Source organism: Bacillus sp. SRL337, assembly GCF_984799155.1.
In genome coordinates, this window is record NZ_OZ481793.1 from 2,343,660 (window position 1) to 2,361,250 (window position 17,591).

Here is a 17,591-nt window from a genome sequence, read left to right on the forward strand (position 1 = left end):
GGCCTTTTCGCGACACTTTTCTTGAAATCGGTCACTCAACTGTCCCGATTCCGGGCTTTTCGCGACACTAATCATGGAATCGGCCACTCGACTGTCTCGATTCCGGGCTTTTCGCGACTCCAATCATGAAATCGGACGCTCAACTGTCCCGATTCCGGGCTTTTCGCGACTCCAATCATGGTATCCACCGCTCGGCTGTCTCGATTCCTCGCTTTTCGCGACTCCAATCATGGTATCCACCGCTCGGCTGTCCCGATTCTGGGCTTTTCGCGACACTAATCATGGAATCGGCCACTCAACTGTCTCGATTCCTCGCTTTTCGCGACACCAATCATGAAATCGGTCACTCAACTGTCCCGATTCTGGGCTTTTCGCGACACTTTTCATGGAATCGGTCACTCAACTGTCCCGATTCCGGGCTTTTCGCGACACTAATCATGGAATCGGACGCTCAACTGTCCCGATTCCGGGCTTTTCGCGACTCCAATCATGAAATCGGACGCTCAACTGTCCCGATTCTGGGCTTTTCGCGACTCCCACCATGAAATCGGACGCTCGGCTGTCCCGATTCTGGGCTTTTCGCGACACTTTTCATGGAATCGGTCACTCAACTGTCCCGATTCCGGGCTTTTCGCGACACTTTTCATGGAATCGGTCACTCAACTGTCCCGATTCCGGGCTTTTCGTGACACCTACCATGAAATCGGACGCTCGGCTGTCCCGATTCTGGGCTTTTCGCGACACTAATCATGGAATCGGCCACTCAACTGTCTCGATTCCTCGCTTTTCGCGACACCAATCATGAAATCGGTCACTCAACTGTCCCGATTCCGGGCTTTTCGCGACTCCAATCATGGTATCCACCGCTCGGCTGTCTCAATTCCTCGCTTTTCGCGACTCCCACCCTGGAATCGGACGCTCAACTGTCCCGATTCCGGCCTTTTCGCGACTCCAATCATGATATCCACCGCTCGGCTGTCTCGATTCCGGGCTTTTCGCGACTCCCACCATGGAATCGGACGCTCAACTGTCCCGATTCCGGCCTTTTCGCGACTCCAATCATGGTATCCACCGCTCGGCTGTCTCGATTCCTCGCTTTTCGCGACACTAATCATGGAATCGGCCACTCAACTGTCCCGATTCCGGGCTTTTCGCGACTCCAATCATGGTATCCACCGCTCGGCTGTCTCGATTCCTCGCTTTTCGCGACACTTTTCATGGAATCGGCCACTCAGCTGTCCCGATTCCGGGCTTTTCGCGACACCAAGCAGGGAATCCACCACTCAACTGTCCCGATTCCAGTCTTTTCGCGACAGCAATCATGGAATCGGCCACTCAGCTGTCCCGATTCCGGGCTTTTCGCGACTCCCACCATGAATTCCACCACTCAACTGTCCCGATTCCAGTCTTTTCGCGACAGCAATCATGAAATCCACCGTTCGGCTGTCCCGATCCTGCACTTTTCATGAATCTATTCCTACATTTCATCACTCAACAGGTACCATTCTCACGACAACGCATCACCAGCTGCATTGCTTCGCCACAATAGGCTCGAATCACACCACTCAATGCTTATTTTCTCCCAGATGTTCCCGATTCGGCGGTGCTGGTGGTTCTTCCAGCCATCTATTTTCAATCATGATGTCTGCGCCTTCTTTGGCGTATAGCCCAATTTGGACTGACAGCCGCTCGTACATGAGTGTTAAGTCTGAACGCTGGCTTGCTGCTGCAGCCGTTGAATAGTTGCCGGTTCCGGCTGTGCTTAGCATACTCATATGGAACATCATCAATTTTTCCGAAAAAATCGGAGTTGTACTGTCTGTTATTGCATGATCGGCTGAAATCGGTGCCTGAATTTCGTCCTTCAATAATACTTCAGAGAATTTGCTCATGTGATCCTTTGAAATGTCTTTCCCTTTTTTCATGAATTTCTTTACTTCCGTTGATTGAGCTGTCTGCATGAACCCTGATGTCAGCATGACTCCAATCTGGTTGGTTTCAATGTTCATGCTCAGATGGGAAATTTCAATCGAGTTGAGAATTCGGTGGGATGTTAATGGGTTAATCCCGCTCAGATAGCTCTTATCATTGATAAAGCTTGTTTGTTTTGGGTATGGAATGTATGGTCACCTTAAATACAGACCCATCTCTAGAGAAATATCTGCAGACAATTGGTATAGTTCCTCCACCCGTCTAAAACACCCGCTGAAAAGCTGGCGGATATCTTTTCTGGCAGAAAGGGCGAGACTTGCTGCGTGCGTCAGCATTCCCACCCGGCCCATATGCAGTATGTACGTCAGCTTGAAGGTATCGGTAAATAAATCAGGTGCCTTCAGTTCCACATCTTTTTCAGAGAAACCGTATGGAAGCGGCATATTTTCCTGATTATAGATTTTTTCATATTCAAACAAATGGCGTGAAGCAATTTCATGTGCCTTTTCTATGACTGGTGCAATTTCCTTATTTTGCACTTTTTCCGTCATGAATCGTATAACCTGAAAGGACATGCTGTCGTATAAATAAGCAGACCATAAAGTACTAAGTTCAGCTGCCGTTAGACTAACTTGTTTATTTTCCATTTTAACCTCACCCAAATCATAGTAAATTATTACTAATTTATTATGGAATTAAATAGAGATTTTATACATTGAACTTTAGCCCTTTAAAGCAGTGGGGGACTGTCCCCCACTGCTTTAAAGGGCTAAAGTCATAAACACCAAGTGCCTATCCAGCATATACTGTCGCATATTGATGGAGGTGAATTCCGGTGAAAATCAATACGACCGAAACGTGGCTTTCCCTGCTGGATGCTCATATCGAAAAGAAAGCAAAGAAGAACATGGACGGGAAAAGGGAGCAATCAAACAAAGTTCATGAATTATCATTACAAGTTGAAAAGCTCAAAGCTGAAAATAACCTATTACAAGAAAAACTCAACAGTTTCAAAGAAATGGATGCTGCCCTTGGGGACATTCATGATATGGCAATGGCCTTTACCCATTCGCTCACGATCATCCTGGAAAAGCAAGAAAAGAATGATTATTTCCTACAAAGGCTTGAAAAGCTTGAAAAAGAGGTAGCTGAGAAACCACTGCCTATAAAACCACATGAAAATGAGTATGTAACGCGAGATGTTTTCTTTGAAGAATTGGAAAAGATAAAGAGTGAACTCTATGAAAAAATAATTGAGTTACACAATACGGTACTAAGGGATAAAGGAGAGTCAAATGCTGAAAAAAAAGGGGTAAGAAGGAGAATTACACCTGACATTAACAAAGAATGATCACTCTGCAAAGTGAAACTGGGGAAAGACCCCTATCCCGCAGAAGCGCTGATTCTCTTTTTAAAACATAGATTATTGTTCTAGGGAAAAGACATATTTCTTAAAAGGGCATCATTTTAAGGGAGCTCACCCACGCAGGACAGGTTGTCTTGAATACTCTGATAGAGAACTAGAAATATAGTGAAAAGGAGTTTTCAAAATGACCAATCGAAACACAAGGCTTTCTTTAGAATCAGATAAAAAAGAACAATTGAGCGATGTGCTGGAAAATTTAAAAGATGCTTTACAACAGGCAGAAGATGATAATAATGCTGCACTTGCAGCCAAATTACAAGGGGTCTTCCAACAGGTAGACAATTTGGCCGCAGACTGCTTCGCGGTGGCGCTTGACCAATGTACAATCGAACTTCCAAATGCTGGCGGTACTATAATCAGTACTCCACCATTATTTGCAGAAGTCATTAACGACCCTTTTTCCCTGCAATGCTGTATTTCCCCTACAACTGTAGGTGCGGTTACGGATTGCGGAATCATCCCGGATGCGGCTACTGTAAATGAAGTAAGGGCCACAGGTCCGCTCAATTATTACCTCACCTTTAACCTTAACACCTTCTTTAATAACGGAAACCAAGAATGTAGTGATCAAGATGTAAGACCGTTTGTCTGTACAGGTTCTACATGTGTAGATGAGATTCTCTGTTATTCTCCGCTGGATGAAGGAGATGTCTGCCCAGACTTCTGTAATGGAAATGTTTTCTCGTTTGCCGTCCGATGCAGTCTTTGTGAATTCGGTGACAAGATTACAGCAACCTATGTGATTGTCCACCTATTGCCTGATTGTGAATAAATCTTTTTAATAGTGAAGGTTCAAGCCAGTCTTGAACCTTCTATTTTTGTGTATGCTTTAAGTAAGGCATACCACAGCAAGGCTCAGCCCCACCTGGAGAGGATTTCTATTCTCTGAATCCCCCTTCTTAATGCAAGGTTACGGAAATTCCTTATACTTCTCCAAATTTTTGCTCCACTTACTTCTATATACTTAAAATCTTCAATGACTGCCCATCGAAGTGTTTGAAGACCCTAGGCAAGGCTTTAAAGCGATAAAAGGCTAAATGTTGCTTTACCTGCATCTATCGCTAAGAAGAGTACAAGCATACTTGGAAGATTATGAATAATATATACAAGCACTCTTTCTATATTTAGTTGCAATAAACAAATTCTGTCTACTATTCATCTCTTTAGAAGTTTTTTACGTTAATGTACAATTCTGAATTTACACGAAAAGCAAGCAAGAAAAGAGTTACTCATTCATTCAGATAGAAAAGCCCTAGTATCCAGGGGGGAAACCAACCCTTGGGGAATATCTGCAAGCAGCATTTAATACAAACACAACTTATTAGAAAGGAGTTGGCCGTTTTGCCGGTTACAGTCATTGAAGATATGAAAGATTTAGAACCCGAGGTAATGAAACATATTAAACAAACGGATGTGGTCATAGATATTGGCTGCGGAATCAGACCGCAGAAATTAATTAAACCTAAGGTTCATATTGGTATAGAACCCTATGCAGAATATATTCAGCACTTGGAAAAAAAACTGGTCAATCATGAGAGCATCTTCGTGTTGATTAATAGCACCTGGGACATTTTGAAGAGCCTGTCTTCCAAGTCAGTTGATACGATCATTTTTACAGATGTGATCGAGCACCTCAGCAAGTCACAAGGAAGGAAGCTGCTGAGAGAGGCGGAAAGAGTTGCCAATGTTCAAGTCATTTTGTTTACACCACTGGGGTTTCTCCCTCAATGCCATCCGGATGGCAAGGATGCCTGGGGTTTGGACGGCGGGGAATGGCAGAATCATAAGTCAGGTTGGAAACCAAAGGACTTCGATGAAAAATGGGATATTTTCCTTTGTGAAAAATTCCACTTTGGAACTGATGAGAGGAATTTATTTAAAAAACCCTATGGTGCTTTCTGGGCTCTATTAAATATAGAACCAGATATGGAGCAGAATCTGGCCTTCACTATCCTGCTGCCTGGACAATAGACCCTAGAAATCCTTCCTTTCATTTTTTTACCAAAAAAAGAGCACCGCAATCCCATTGCCGGTGCTCAGAATGGTAGCGGCTGCCTGAGTTCTCTCCCTATACAAATCACTCTTCTAGTCGAAAGAGAAACTCTTCATTATTCTTTGAACAATCACTTACCAAAAAATCAGTCCCCAACTCATTTTCCTTCTCAACTATCGTTTTACAGAAATCAGACATTTTCCCCCGGTTACCCCCTGCAAACTGATCGTTGGAATTATCGTAGGTATAGTGAATGACTTTACCATCGAAATCCAAGTCCTGAAACACAGGATCACCTTCATCAGTATAGCCTGTCACTCGTATTCTATCTTCTTTTTCATTTGATACATTTTGTCTGAACTGTTCAAACCTGTTTAAATTAAACACTTCATTTTGATAAACAACATCCCCTCTGTTAATGGCTTCCTCTGAACCATATGCATTGCTCTTTGAACAGCCTGTTACATTCGTGACAACCAAAACGGCAAACATGACAAGTATCAATCCTTTCATTCGCTGGCCTCCTGTTAACGTCTTACTTTTACTAATATTCCCGAATAACTATCAGATGTCCCCATCATTTCCATTACACGTATGCCCTGAAACAGATGTTCTTTTTCTGGCGGTCCTGCAGGCGCAATCACAGTTACCCGATCACCCTTTTGCAGAGCTGTTGGCGTAATCATATAGGTTATCACTATCCTTCTGTATAAAATCCTGGCAGCGTCCTAAACCCTGAATCGTTTAATCGTCCGTGCAACATTCTCTGCCAGTTCCTCTGTATATTCTTGTGCCCTGGCTAGCGCAGTCTCCAAGGACATCGGTCCTGGAACGATCGAGTACACAGCATCTATTCCATGTTCATACACAGCTTGATAGCCATTACCCAGGGAGCCAGCCAAAGCAATCACTGGCACATTTCGTTTTTTTGCAATCCTGGCGACACCCATCGGCGTTTTGCCATAAACCGTCAGCTGTCTATTCTTCCTTCACCCGTCATCACCAAATCTGCTGACTTCATGTGTCCTTCCAAACCGACAGTATCCATCACCAAGTCGATCCCCTTTTTCATCTCGGCTTCTAAAAAAGCAAGAAGTCCTCCGCCAAGCCCGCCTGCTTCCCCAGCTCCCGGAATGCTGTTGACATCCTTCCCAAGATCACGTTTGATCACAGAAGCGAAGTGACCAAGATTCCGGTCCAAAATAGGAATCATCTCCCTGGTCGCTCCTTTCTGTCTGCCATAGACTCTCGATGACCCCCCCCCGTTCACCAGTCAATGGATTATCGACATCACAGGCAACCTCAACTTTTACCCGCTTCAGCCTGAGGTCCACTCCCGTACTATCTATTGAGTGAAGGTCTTGCAGTGAACCGCCGCCAAACCCAATTGGCTCCCCGTTTGATTTCAAGAGTTCCGCACCCAAAGCCTGGGCCATTCCAGCTCCCCCATCATTGGTCGCGCTCCCCCCTAACCCGATAATCAGATGTTGGATGCCTTGGTTCAAAGCAGCAAGGATTAATTCCCCTGTTCCTTTGGTTGTCGTATGTAAAGGGCTTCGTTTTTCAGCTGATACTTGATAAAGTCCGGAAGCAGCGGCCATTTCGACTATCGCTGTCTTCCCATCGCCTGTTAGGCCATAAACCGCATGGACTGGTTCACCCGTTGGACCCGTCACTACTGCAGTCAGGATCTTTCCGTTTGTGGCATCTACCAGGGATTGCACGGTTCCCTCCCCTCCGTCAGCCATGGGAACTTTTACAATTTCTGCTTCAGGAAGAATCTTTTTAAAGCCTTTTCCTTCGCATCAGCAGCTTCCAAAACACTCATACTTTCCTTAAAAGAATCAGGTGCTATGACTATTTTCATCTTCATTCCACCTTTAGTTAAAAATTACGGTATGCATTTTCCGCGCGGGTGCATGATCCAATATACGGAACTCCTCATCACTTCTTTGCATTTTGATACCGATAGACCGTTTCCAGTCTGATCAATTTAATCCCTTTCCTCTTCAACAATTTTCAGGTGACGTCACAGGTATTTGTATCTCCGGTAAAAACAGGCGCAGGAACTCTCTGATTATTTCTCGCGTGAAATAATACAGATCCCGCCAATCTTGATTTCATTACTGGTTGTCTGAACTATTATTTGTTCTTTATCGTCAGGTATAACATGATAGCTGCCCTGGTCGCCGGAACCCTGCTTAAATTCCACTACGTCAACCTTGGTAAAAGCCGGTCCCATGTAAAACTTCTCCAGCTTCCACCATGACTCCCCTCATTTGAATGATCACTATTCGTTTCCGTTCGTAAAATTTTGCTGTATGCTAGATGACTAATTCTTTATTCCTTTTACTTTCTCCTTCTTTCCTATACCGAAACCGATCGCTAACCCGTAGATCAATGGAAAGAGGATTCCCATACTGAAATCATTTGTCATGTATCCCCAAATGATCCATCCGGTGACAACTCCAAGGATACCCAGGACCAAATCTTTCATTACATCACCTTTCCCTGTTTCGATTTCGGTTACATTGTCATAAACCTGTTACTGGCTTCCGCTGTCTTTTACATACTTTTGATGGGCTTTTTTCGTACTCAATGAAATTAAATACGTGCTTATGAAAGAAAATACCCCTACGAACAATAAATACATGGCAGGGCTCGGCTTAGGGCTCTCCATGGAAAAGAAAGCCAATATCGTGATTAACAATGAAATACCTAATGCTTTCAAGATGTGTATCTTGTTTGCTTTCATCTATATCTTCCTCTCCATAATCGATAAGCTGCTGTTTTGTGAAAATACAGTCATTAGACGCAGGGAGAGAGAATTTAGTTTCGAAATAAAACCGGAAATTAAAAAAAGCAGAGGACGGATTTTTACCGATCTTCTGCTTTAGGAGATTCAAATTCAATGGGGTTTGGCGTTGGAGAATTTACTGTGTGATCTGTAAATTAACGTTGAAATGAAATACGTGGCCAAAAATAATATGACGCCTACTTTATTAAAATGCAAATATACCATTAATAGGTCTACCACCGAATCCAGCGGATAATAACCGCTCAGTAGCAGGGTCGGAAAAACAGTTACCAGCATCACCAGATAATGAACAACAATTTGTTTAACAAAACTCCATTTCCTTATCAGATAGATTACGCTTGTTACTCCTAAGAAAAAAACGATTAGGCCATTGATCAAGAACGTGTGCGCACTCTCGGTTGACCCTTGAAAATAATTACATAGCGAAAAAACCAGAAAGATACTAAATGGGATTACTCCTCTAAGGAGTCCTTTTTGAAATAGCTGCATGTCACATTCCTCTCTAATCAATAAAGATTTAATACCATTTTAACATAAAATTACATTAATGGTAACTCTCTCGTTTTCCGACTCTATTTTTCTGATAGATTGGTTCATTTTCTTCTATTACGGAATCAGGTCCACCCCAGACCCTGTTCACCCCCACTAATGTTTGGCCATTGAATTTCAGCCTGTAGATATCGGGCTTCGTTGTGCTATGTAAAAATTCCAAATCGTACTTTGGATCGAAATACCCCATCATCAAGGTCATTACTGCCCCATGAGAACCGATTACTATTTTTCTATCTTTATAGGTACCTAAAAGTCCCTTTAAAACCGTTACCGCCCTCTTTTGACAATCAGCATTGGACTCCCCACCCTCTAAAGCGAAGTCATCATCTATAAATGACTTCTCCAGCAGCGGTACTAATTCCTCATCAGGAACCCGGCTGTCTTCGGAAGAAAATACCCTTTCTTTTAAATCCTCATATACAATGACTTCCTTCCCAATTAGTTCAGCTAATCCTTCAACAGTTAAAACAGATCGGATATAGGGGCTGGATATCACTGCATCTATCTCCTCGTCTTTCAATACTTCCATCACACTCTGGGCATCTAGTCGCCCTTTAGAAGTCAGCCCTCTGGTTCGTTCAATTCCTGCCTTTGGCGATTCTCCGTGTCTCACCATATAAACCATTGTCGTCTTCCGTTTTTCCTCCATGAAGTTGTACTACAAATGAATAAAAGCTTCATTTCCCGCCCCAAGCTCCTTGCATTTTACATAAAGATACAATTTGCCCAATATGATAGGCGTCGTGCATGGCTAAACTCTTTAGTTCAAGAACTAATGTTCGTTCGCCTGGAATCGGTCTATTCCTATCTTCCTCTTCCGATTTTGCTAGTATCCTTTCAAGTTCACGATGAACATAATAGTATTCTTGTTTTGTTTCTTTCCAATTTTGAACCGTCTCTGCTGGCAGTCGGAATGTAGAAACATTGTCTTCGGCCTGCGGTTCCTTATGGGTATCACCGAGAAAGCGCATCAGAAGCCGCTTTTTATAGAACAGCAAATGGCAAAGAATTTCCCAGATGGAATTCAGTTCCCCTTCACCTGGTTTCCAAATTGCCTGTTCAAGAGTCACGCCTTCCAGCACTTTTTCCAGTGGCGGAAACCAGTCTTCCTGATCTAAACAGCTTGCCCATTGTTGTAACAATAGTGTCTTTACTTCCATTTCTTTTCCCTCCGTTCCAATACGTCAAAGATAGCTGGTTTGGAAATATTTTTAACCATTTGTCTATTCTCCGTTTTCCATTGTCTTCACCAGATTAAACCACTAAAGCGTATATTCTTTAATTCATAGCTGAATTTTAGTAAAAATGGTGCAGTAGAATTGAAGCAGCCACGTCCAGGTGCCAAATGATCTTTAAGTATGCCCAATAAATGTAAGATCTCCCCCCCTTAGAATGAGGGAGGGGTGACTGAGAAAAGGATTGTTGCTTCTGTACTATAATCGTTGATCCACTGATGTTTCAGTTGTGAAGGGATTTTGACACTATCCCCTGTTTCCAGTTCATACTCTTCTCCATCTAAGTTAATTCTCACTTGGCCGGACAAGACATATGCAACTTCTTCCCCCTTGTGTTCTAATGGTTGATCGGATGATCTACTATCTGGAGGAAAATTCATTATCGCCGCAGCCAGATTACCAGAAATATCAGGTGACACTAATTCATATGACAAATGATCCATCACCATTTTTCTTCTGTTCTTTTTTCTCACAACTAATTCTTCTGTATTTACCTCTTCTAACAGGAAACTGAACGTTGGAACATTTAGGACTTTAGCTAAGACCTTAAGGGTTTGAATGGAGGGGTTCGCTATCCCGCGTTCAATCTGACTTAACATAGAAGCTGTAATTTCGGCTTTAGTTGCTAATTCCCGAATGCTTAAACCGTTTGCTTTCCTGTGCTTTTCAACTTTTTTTCCTATATTGATATTTTCCATCACACACTCCGTTAAATTCAATTTAATTTTATAAAATACTGCTTAACTAAGGCCATCTGATTGTGTTAAAATAAATTAACTTTAATTAAGTATCATTTTACCACAGAGCAATCCTAATCATAAGGAGGGGCAGAATAATGAATGACTTTTTTACTTTTATCCTACTTTCTTTGTTCGTCGTGATGAGCCCGGGAATTGACACAGCCTTAATAACAAAGAGGACAATTTCGGCTGGAAGAAGTGAAGGCTTTAAAATGGCCCTTGGAATCACAGGCGGTGCTCTCGTTCATACATTTGCCGCTGCGTTTGGCCTTTCAGCCGTGCTGATGCAATCGGCTGTCGCCTTTGAAATTGTAAAATACATTGGAGCTGCCTATTTAATTTACCTCGGTGTTTCATCATTTATATCAAATAAAAAAGAGAAAGAACACAGGTTGGATAACCAGAAAGAACTAAACGGAAAGGATTCAGCCTTTAAACAGGGATTCTTTTCAAATGTACTGAATCCCAAAGTGGCGATCTTTTTTCTGACCTTTTTACCTCAATTCGTAAACTCACAATCTCACGCAGCAAAACAACTAATCCTGATGGGGATAATATACACCTTATTGTCCATTGTCTGGTTTATTGTCTATGTAATCTTCATCAACTATTTACGCAAATGGCTGATGACCCCAAAGGTCCAAACTATGATGGAGAAAGCTACAGGTACAGTATTGATTGGTTTTGGGCTGAAATTGGCATTGGAAAAACAACATTCATAAATACAAAAAGAACATTGGGGTATTCCCAATGTTCCAGCTTGTAGACAAAGTCCAATTTATGGACCATGTCTACAAGCTTTTTTTGTTTAATTAAGTTAAATATTTTCCAAATTTGGGTGATTGGAAGCGAAAAGTTGATTTCCGCTATAGGCGCACGACTCCGCGGGGCGGGCGGTGAGCCTCCTCGCTATGCTTGCGGGGTCTCACCTGTCCCGCTAATCCCGCAGGAGATCGTACGCCTTCCGCTCCAATCAACCCTTTGTAAACTATGAGCTTCCAACAATTAAACTCTAAAAATCTGTTCTTCTAATCCTTTAAAGTGTAAAGACTGTCGGTTATTACAAAAGTGCACCCAAAGTTGTAACTACACCAAAATGATTCATCGACACTTTTGGCAGGTTTACCTGGATGAAATTGACCATATGAGGAATACTGATTTGAATAAAACACTTTACGCGCAGCGAAAAGAAACAATCGAAAGAGTTTTTGCTGATGCGAAAGAGAAGCATGGCATGCCGTTGGACGACCTTGAGAGGTCTAAAAAAAGTTTCACTGCAGGCGATGCTTACGTTTGCTGCCATGAACCTTAAAACGTCAGCAAGTTGGACATGGCGAGGGCCTTGTCCAGTCAAATTATCAACCATTTTTACAAAAAAATTAGCAAACCCCGCTCCAACCTTTTGGTTAAGCCGTTCGGATGAGAGAGAGAAAAAGCATATTTACTGGTGTTTTTGCAAGTAAAAAAACAAAGCCTTTTGCAGGCTGTTTTGAAATGGAAAATGAATGAAAAATTGCACAAAACAAGAGGAGTTGCAAACGACATTGTAGCTCCTCTTGTTTATTATGCGTTATTCAATTAAAGCCCCAGATCGCTGAATAGTAAAACAGCAGGTTTCCCGATAAACTTTTGCATTCTTAAACAATTAAACCAGGTTCACTGCTAATTAATATTTTTAGAGGGAAAAACTCCCCTTAATTAGAAAATAGCACCGAAAACAGCTTAAATAGAGGGAGAAATTCCTCTTATTTAACTCGTAAAACGTGGAAATAGGTAGCTTTGCTTTGTTTAGAGGGAAAAACTCCCCTTATTTTCTCCAAAACCACGTCTAATCTGCATATAAGAGTAAAATCTCCCCTTATTTTTTATCACTGGTTACTCACTCTTCATCTTCCCGCCTTTCGTATCTGGCAATAGCGACTCCGCGGACTAATTTGCACCATAAAATGTAGACCAATTTGTACTACCACATAGATTTATGCGGTAGTGCAAATTGGCCTGCAAATCAGCATGTAAAATCAAGCGAAAAAACACCAAACCATTGGTATGTCAATAAAAAAGGCGATACAAAATGCTATGCAAATTGTGCCGCAATTTATCTTGCAATTTATTGGTTTCTCCCTCTCAACTGAACGGTTTGACCTTTTGGTTGGAGCGGGGTTTGTCTACGGTCTGGAACATTGGGGTATTCCCAATGTTCTTTACCCTCAAAAGTATTGGGCCAATCGCCGGAACATTCAGGTGAACTTCTGTTATGCCCCGTTTTACTGAATAACTTCTTTTTTGATCCTCTGTTGAAGGATCAAGTAAGTAACTATGGATAAAAAGATGATAATCACCAACATTCCAACCCCCAAAGTGAACGAAACTGTAAACCCTTGTATCAGTGAATAAGTTAGAGCTAAAACGATTAGGGCAAGGTTCACAAATCCTTTTGTTTTATTTTTCAGGTAAATTGAAGTGAATAGAGCGAACGCCAGGGAAGCCCCGACCAACAGCGATAAAAAAACCGTTATATACATCCAAATACTAAAATCCAACTAAAATCACCCCTTACTAGATCAGCAGTTCAATGATAACTTTCCTTTTATAGATTTACGAATAAGAAAAGTAAAAGTTTCAATTAACCCCTTATTCTTCCATACTACTCCTTAGGTTAAATTGCTTTGTAAGCTGAGCTGCCGCCCCCATTAACCAAAAGGTTTTACTCTATATATTCGATTAGTTTGGCTGGCACTTGTTCAAATATATAAACTTCAGGATTATTAAAAGGATTGTTCTTCAAATACTCGTCAAGAGTGATCATGCTTTCCCAATACTGCTTCATTAAATCTTCCTTTGGAGGTAACCCTTCAACAAAAAATCCTCTGCCGCCATCATATGTATCTTCGATATAAGCAAATAAATCACTTGATATATCTTGGTTGAAAACTAAAATTTTGTCAGTGAAAATAGGAAATCGATAAAAAGGTTTTTCATACTCTTTCAAATCTGCTTTAAAAGAAACCTTAAAATCAATCCATTTGGGTAAGGTTGCTGGTCTGTATCGCTTTGTTAATTCTGGAAATAAATCACTGCTCTTTGAATACCAGCCGGAAGCAGTTTTATGATTTAATCCATCCTGTAAGACACTTTGCGAACGGATATTTACCCCAGGCTCATTGTGAATGGCCATATGATATAAAAACAAACAATCGTCCCCCTTCTATAGTGAATACCTAAACAACTCTGCTCCATAAGTAAAAAAGCGACTGCTTTTGTTCGGCAATCGCCAACGTTTGATGGAATTCCTACATTCACAGGGTTTCAGTCGTCCCTCTTTCGTGCCTTGCCACTGATAAGGTTAAATAAATCAAGTTAATAAGTGTAAGAATGCTCGCGATATACAAACTTACATTATATAAACGAGCATATTCAGTTGTATAATATTCAGCTCCATTATGAGTTTGATGAATGAACAAGTTGAATATTGTTATCGCAGCGAATATACTGAATGTAAATAAGTAGAATCTTCTAGCTTTTGCCAATATTGTTCCCAGAAGAACGACTATGCCCGATAAAAAAAAATCGCTGTGCCCATGCAGATTCCTCTGGAGTAAAAGTAACTGGGACGTCTGAGGTGAGTAGCATTTGATATGCAGAGGTAAGGAACCAAATCACAACACCTGCCGATAACAAAATAACCCCTATGATGTTTCTCCAATTCATCCAATCCCCCTGTAAATTCACCTGTATATATGACGATTACCAGAAGGATATTGTTTGTTTAGATCTTACCTTGTTGTAACTCCTTACCTTCAGACTAATGTGATCTTCAAGTAGAATGACACAATTCCTGCTCATGTAAATGAGACCCTTGCTGGAAATTACCTTGTTCTATTAAAATGAAATGCAGTTATAAAAAAAACACCCGGCATTCAAGTCATGATTTTAAAGTAAAACAAAAAAGACCCAATATACAGTTTAGTGAATAACATTTTGTATATTTGGGCTCTTTGGTATTTGTTTTTCATGCCCCCGTTACATAAAAGAGCTTACCTTATTATAGGGCAGCGTCAAAAAAATGCGGAATTTACACCGTTATGGGAATTCCACATTAATAAGCCCAGCTTCTCTATAAATCAAAATAGAGATTGAGCTTCTCAGTTACTTCATTTATTTATTGAATTCATTAACTGGAAGAAGTATTCAGGTTTATGAGTCTTATTTAGGTTATACCATGAATGTAATGCATCTGGTGCAAATACATCTAGTTTTTTCAGGACCTCCATTGCAAATTCCAGAGGAGCTATTCCTGATGCAGTAACTAAATTCGCGTGGGAAACCGCAGATTCGAACTCATAAAACTTTTCTCCTTTATAGTTAGGACAAGCCATTTTAGTATATTCTAAGTTATTACTTGTATGCCTTCTAGTATCTAAGTATCCCATATTCGCAAGGGCATCAGTTGCACCACAAATTGCAGCAACAATTGTGCCAAGCTTTAAAGCTCCGCCAATTCTCTCCAAGATAGGTTGATGAATTTCTTCACTCCAAGAAGTCCCTCCTGGTAAGATTAAAAGATTTTCACTCTCAAGAGTACATTCATCAAGGGAAATATCTGGTTTTATGCCCAGTCCTCCCATAGTAGTAATCACTTCTTTATTTGCTCCTACTGTAATTACTTTTAAAGGTGCTAAACCTTTTTTAAAATATCTTCCTGAGTTTAGTTCTGCAATTAAATATCCATATTCCCAGTCCGACATTGTATTAACTACATAGAGAAAAGCTTTCTTTGTTTGCATCCAAAAACACTCCAATCACCATTGATATAACTAGTATAAAATAACTTCCCTGACAGTTAGCGTCAGGGAAGTAATCATACTTGATGAAATTCGATTAATTCGGACAGAACTTCAATAATTCTTTTCTTAAGGCTTATTGGCTCAATAACTTTAATAGATTTATTGTATGGTAAAAGTATATAAGGTACATATGTATGTATCATATCTTTATCCAGAAGAAAAACTGCTTGATTTGAAGTCTGTTCTTGTAAATAATGTCCTAAAAACCAATGTTGGCAAATATCAGCCAGTACACTTTTGTCCCCATTAATAACCAAAGAAATTATCCCTTCCTTATCTGCTATAGTTGGAAGAAGGTTTTTTGTAAAAAAGTCACGTGCTGAAAAATTTTCTGGCCGGTTAAACTTATTTTCGGTCAGCATTAGACGTTCAATTCGATCTACTCTAAAACTGCGGATATCATTCCTTAGATGACAAAATCCAATCACATACCACTTATTATTCCAATAGATGATTCTGTACGGATCGACCAATCTAACATTTAATTGCTTTTCGCCACTTTTTTGATAAAAAATTTTCACTGAGAACCCGTCAGCTACTGCCTGCTCCAGCTCCTTCAAGAAAGGTTCAATAGAGAGTGAACTTACTCGACTTATTACCTCAAGACTGGTTAAATGTTGGTTTATCTTTGTTTCCTGTTCTTGATTTGAATGTTTGCTTAGCTTTGAAATGGCTCTATTTAGTGCTTCACCTCCATAATATCCAGCTTCTTCCGCAAAAACAGCAGCATGATAAAGTGAAGTTTGCTCCTCAGAATCAAAAAAGAGAGGAGCTTCAATAAAATTGTTCAATAAACTGTATCCACCGTTATGGCCTGGTTCTGAAATGATCGGTACGCCACTAGTTGAAATGGTATCTATATAACGATACACAGTCCTTATATTCATCTCTAACTTCTCCGAAATTTGTTTTGCAGTAATTTTTTCATCTGAACGAAGCATCCATAGAATTGCTAGCATGTTGTCAATTTTAGGCATAAATCCACCTCTATAACCTTCTCTAGATATAATTAATAACCATCTTACAATACCAATTATTTCAAATAGTTAATATTTGAGCAATGCTCTTGTTCCATTAATTGGTCCGTTTGTTGAATAATCCCTTCTCCTTCGATATGGATAAAAATCACACCATATTCAATAATGAATGAAATTCTTTCAATCCGCTTGATTGTTAATCTGAGCATTTTATTTAATCGACTATATGAAGAAGCGTTTTCCAATGGAAAATCAGTGTGTCACTTTATCAAGCAAAGACTGTTTCATCCTATTCAGCGGTCACAAGTAATTATTGATCGAGCAAACGACCCATGCAATTCGTTTACTTTTAATTCCCTTGCTTTGTAGTGTTAATTTTTTGGGGGAATAAGTAAGAAACCAAAACCAAGACAATACCTATCGCAAACCCTCTCCACGTTATAGTATTTAGTGTCCTGTAAGCCAGATTTTGAGCTATCCCCGTTACATCTAATACTACTCTTGTCGCGGGAACAAGTATCACTATTGCAAAGGCCACCCACTGAATAATAGTACGTATTCTGTTTTCTTTAATTTTCATAATTCTCATCCCTTCAAAACCTTATTCAATATTGTGCCAAATACGTAAACAATGGGAGGCTGCTTGTTCAGTTACGCAACCTTTTGTAAGATACAGGTAAGCATTTACTTACACTCGTATTTTTCAGAATTTAATTTCCCCCTGAACGCTCCGCTGGAAGGGCTTCACTATCATCAAACCACAATAGAGATAAGAGTAAACCACATCTTTACTAATAGAATGTTAAGTAAAGTACAGTAGTAAAAAGAAAAATACTCATAACAATATAGGCTGAAAATTCTTTTTGGTTTTTGTCCTTATAACTAAAAACGGCTAATGATACATAAAAAAGACACCATAATGTTTGACCTATTATGGTTATATAAAAGATTCCAGGTGATGAATATCCGTTTTGATTGAAAAAGAAAAAAGAACCGATACTCCATAGGATTAGTAAAACCCCGACCAAATTAATCCAAAAGGTTTTTTTAGACTTTACCATTTGTATTCCCCCC

The 17,591-nt window shown here is 40.5% G+C and carries 21 protein-coding genes and 2 pseudogenes; 5 read left to right on the forward strand and 18 right to left on the reverse strand.

What is annotated here, in order from left to right; genetic code table 11:
- Positions 1-503: 503 nt before the first annotated feature.
- From AC4E8A_RS11830 to AC4E8A_RS11850, 5 genes are all read right to left on the reverse strand, one after another.
- A complete protein-coding gene (locus AC4E8A_RS11830) occupies positions 504-647 on the reverse strand; it encodes a hypothetical protein (protein ID WP_490193363.1) in 144 nt (47 codons plus the stop codon).
- Between the two features lie 204 nt (positions 648-851).
- Entirely contained in the window at positions 852-1,115 is a 264-nt protein-coding gene (locus tag AC4E8A_RS11835) for a hypothetical protein (protein WP_490193364.1), read from the reverse strand.
- A gap of 220 nt (positions 1,116-1,335) precedes the next feature.
- Entirely contained in the window at positions 1,336-1,467 is a 132-nt protein-coding gene (locus tag AC4E8A_RS11840; protein ID WP_490193365.1) for a hypothetical protein, read from the reverse strand.
- Between the two features lie 98 nt (positions 1,468-1,565).
- Positions 1,566-2,120 (reverse strand): DUF3231 family protein, encoded by a 555-nt coding sequence (locus tag AC4E8A_RS11845; protein ID WP_490198852.1) that lies wholly within the window; start codon positions 2,118-2,120, stop codon positions 1,566-1,568.
- A 6-nt stretch (positions 2,121-2,126) separates the two neighbouring features.
- Complete coding sequence (locus tag AC4E8A_RS11850) at positions 2,127-2,579, reverse strand: DUF3231 family protein (protein WP_490193366.1); 453 nt, start codon at positions 2,577-2,579, stop codon at positions 2,127-2,129.
- A gap of 188 nt (positions 2,580-2,767) precedes the next feature.
- Between AC4E8A_RS11850 and AC4E8A_RS11855 the strand changes: the two genes are divergently transcribed.
- From AC4E8A_RS11855 to AC4E8A_RS11865, 3 genes are all read left to right on the forward strand, one after another.
- Entirely contained in the window at positions 2,768-3,283 is a 516-nt protein-coding gene (locus AC4E8A_RS11855; protein ID WP_490193367.1) for a hypothetical protein, read from the forward strand.
- A 199-nt stretch (positions 3,284-3,482) separates the two neighbouring features.
- Positions 3,483-4,130, forward strand: a complete 648-nt coding sequence (locus AC4E8A_RS11860) for a hypothetical protein (protein WP_490193368.1) — start codon at positions 3,483-3,485, stop codon at positions 4,128-4,130.
- 569 nt (positions 4,131-4,699) lie between these two features.
- Positions 4,700-5,329 (forward strand): class I SAM-dependent methyltransferase, encoded by a 630-nt coding sequence (locus AC4E8A_RS11865; RefSeq protein WP_490193369.1) that lies wholly within the window; start codon positions 4,700-4,702, stop codon positions 5,327-5,329.
- 106 nt (positions 5,330-5,435) lie between these two features.
- Here AC4E8A_RS11865 and AC4E8A_RS11870 read toward each other — a convergent pair whose 3' ends face one another.
- The 9 genes and pseudogenes from AC4E8A_RS11870 to AC4E8A_RS11910 form a co-directional block, all read right to left on the reverse strand.
- Positions 5,436-5,864 (reverse strand): DUF4362 domain-containing protein, encoded by a 429-nt coding sequence (locus AC4E8A_RS11870; protein ID WP_490193370.1) that lies wholly within the window; start codon positions 5,862-5,864, stop codon positions 5,436-5,438.
- 215 nt (positions 5,865-6,079) lie between these two features.
- Positions 6,080-7,218: pseudogene (locus AC4E8A_RS11875) on the reverse strand (glycerate kinase).
- Between the two features lie 210 nt (positions 7,219-7,428).
- On the reverse strand, positions 7,429-7,593 hold the full coding sequence (locus AC4E8A_RS11880; protein ID WP_490193371.1) for a hypothetical protein: 165 nt from the start codon (positions 7,591-7,593) through the stop codon (positions 7,429-7,431).
- 90 nt (positions 7,594-7,683) lie between these two features.
- Positions 7,684-7,848: a tRNA U-34 5-methylaminomethyl-2-thiouridine biosynthesis protein gene (locus AC4E8A_RS11885; RefSeq protein ID WP_490193372.1), complete on the reverse strand. Its 165-nt coding sequence runs from the start codon at positions 7,846-7,848 to the stop codon at positions 7,684-7,686.
- A 48-nt stretch (positions 7,849-7,896) separates the two neighbouring features.
- Positions 7,897-8,106, reverse strand: coding sequence for a hypothetical protein (locus AC4E8A_RS11890; RefSeq protein ID WP_490193373.1), 210 nt, complete (start codon positions 8,104-8,106; stop codon positions 7,897-7,899).
- A gap of 153 nt (positions 8,107-8,259) precedes the next feature.
- Positions 8,260-8,658, reverse strand: a complete 399-nt coding sequence (locus tag AC4E8A_RS11895) for a DUF3021 family protein (protein ID WP_490193374.1) — start codon at positions 8,656-8,658, stop codon at positions 8,260-8,262.
- A 55-nt stretch (positions 8,659-8,713) separates the two neighbouring features.
- A complete protein-coding gene (locus AC4E8A_RS11900) occupies positions 8,714-9,370 on the reverse strand; it encodes a histidine phosphatase family protein (protein ID WP_490193375.1) in 657 nt (218 codons plus the stop codon).
- Between the two features lie 28 nt (positions 9,371-9,398).
- Positions 9,399-9,881, reverse strand: coding sequence for a DinB family protein (locus tag AC4E8A_RS11905; protein ID WP_490193376.1), 483 nt, complete (start codon positions 9,879-9,881; stop codon positions 9,399-9,401).
- A 227-nt stretch (positions 9,882-10,108) separates the two neighbouring features.
- Positions 10,109-10,654 carry a cupin domain-containing protein gene (locus AC4E8A_RS11910; RefSeq protein ID WP_490193377.1) on the reverse strand — a complete coding sequence of 182 codons (546 nt, stop codon included), beginning with the start codon at positions 10,652-10,654 and terminating at the stop codon, positions 10,109-10,111.
- Between the two features lie 137 nt (positions 10,655-10,791).
- Here AC4E8A_RS11910 and AC4E8A_RS11915 point away from each other — a divergent pair, with 137 nt between their 5' ends.
- Positions 10,792-11,418, forward strand: coding sequence for a LysE family translocator (locus AC4E8A_RS11915; protein ID WP_490193378.1), 627 nt, complete (start codon positions 10,792-10,794; stop codon positions 11,416-11,418).
- A 305-nt stretch (positions 11,419-11,723) separates the two neighbouring features.
- Positions 11,724-12,159: pseudogene (locus AC4E8A_RS11920) on the forward strand (transposase); the annotation flags it as partial.
- 801 nt (positions 12,160-12,960) lie between these two features.
- On the opposite strand, the gene AC4E8A_RS11925 reads toward AC4E8A_RS11920, so the two are convergent.
- The 4 genes from AC4E8A_RS11925 to AC4E8A_RS11940 form a co-directional block, all read right to left on the reverse strand.
- Complete coding sequence (locus tag AC4E8A_RS11925; RefSeq protein ID WP_490193379.1) at positions 12,961-13,236, reverse strand: hypothetical protein; 276 nt, start codon at positions 13,234-13,236, stop codon at positions 12,961-12,963.
- 164 nt (positions 13,237-13,400) lie between these two features.
- A complete protein-coding gene (locus AC4E8A_RS11930; RefSeq protein WP_490193380.1) occupies positions 13,401-13,886 on the reverse strand; it encodes a hypothetical protein in 486 nt (161 codons plus the stop codon).
- Positions 13,887-14,847: 961 nt separating this feature from the next.
- On the reverse strand, positions 14,848-15,480 hold the full coding sequence (locus tag AC4E8A_RS11935) for a type 1 glutamine amidotransferase family protein (RefSeq protein WP_490193381.1): 633 nt from the start codon (positions 15,478-15,480) through the stop codon (positions 14,848-14,850).
- A gap of 74 nt (positions 15,481-15,554) precedes the next feature.
- Entirely contained in the window at positions 15,555-16,517 is a 963-nt protein-coding gene (locus tag AC4E8A_RS11940) for a helix-turn-helix transcriptional regulator (protein ID WP_490193382.1), read from the reverse strand.
- Positions 16,518-17,591: the final 1,074 nt, after the last annotated feature.

What these genes read in the sequence shown, in the direction of transcription:
- AC4E8A_RS11830 (WP_490193363.1), bottom strand. Translation starts at nt 647, where the DNA reads ATGAAAAGTGTCGCGAAAAGCCCGGAATCGGGACAGTTGAGTGACCGA.
- AC4E8A_RS11835 (WP_490193364.1), bottom strand. Translation starts at nt 1,115, where the DNA reads ATGATTAGTGTCGCGAAAAGCGAGGAATCGAGACAGCCGAGCGGTGGA.
- AC4E8A_RS11840 (WP_490193365.1), bottom strand. Translation starts at nt 1,467, where the DNA reads ATGAAAAGTGCAGGATCGGGACAGCCGAACGGTGGATTTCATGATTGC.
- AC4E8A_RS11850 (WP_490193366.1), bottom strand. Translation starts at nt 2,579, where the DNA reads ATGGAAAATAAACAAGTTAGTCTAACGGCAGCTGAACTTAGTACTTTA.
- AC4E8A_RS11860 (WP_490193368.1), top strand. Translation starts at nt 3,483, where the DNA reads ATGACCAATCGAAACACAAGGCTTTCTTTAGAATCAGATAAAAAAGAA.
- AC4E8A_RS11870 (WP_490193370.1), bottom strand. Translation starts at nt 5,864, where the DNA reads ATGAAAGGATTGATACTTGTCATGTTTGCCGTTTTGGTTGTCACGAAT.
- AC4E8A_RS11880 (WP_490193371.1), bottom strand. Translation starts at nt 7,593, where the DNA reads ATGGGACCGGCTTTTACCAAGGTTGACGTAGTGGAATTTAAGCAGGGT.
- AC4E8A_RS11885 (WP_490193372.1), bottom strand. Translation starts at nt 7,848, where the DNA reads ATGAAAGATTTGGTCCTGGGTATCCTTGGAGTTGTCACCGGATGGATC.
- AC4E8A_RS11890 (WP_490193373.1), bottom strand. Translation starts at nt 8,106, where the DNA reads ATGAAAGCAAACAAGATACACATCTTGAAAGCATTAGGTATTTCATTG.
- AC4E8A_RS11895 (WP_490193374.1), bottom strand. Translation starts at nt 8,658, where the DNA reads ATGCAGCTATTTCAAAAAGGACTCCTTAGAGGAGTAATCCCATTTAGT.
- AC4E8A_RS11900 (WP_490193375.1), bottom strand. Translation starts at nt 9,370, where the DNA reads ATGGAGGAAAAACGGAAGACGACAATGGTTTATATGGTGAGACACGGA.
- AC4E8A_RS11905 (WP_490193376.1), bottom strand. Translation starts at nt 9,881, where the DNA reads ATGGAAGTAAAGACACTATTGTTACAACAATGGGCAAGCTGTTTAGAT.
- AC4E8A_RS11910 (WP_490193377.1), bottom strand. Translation starts at nt 10,654, where the DNA reads ATGGAAAATATCAATATAGGAAAAAAAGTTGAAAAGCACAGGAAAGCA.
- AC4E8A_RS11915 (WP_490193378.1), top strand. Translation starts at nt 10,792, where the DNA reads ATGAATGACTTTTTTACTTTTATCCTACTTTCTTTGTTCGTCGTGATG.
- AC4E8A_RS11935 (WP_490193381.1), bottom strand. Translation starts at nt 15,480, where the DNA reads ATGCAAACAAAGAAAGCTTTTCTCTATGTAGTTAATACAATGTCGGAC.
- AC4E8A_RS11940 (WP_490193382.1), bottom strand. Translation starts at nt 16,517, where the DNA reads ATGCCTAAAATTGACAACATGCTAGCAATTCTATGGATGCTTCGTTCA.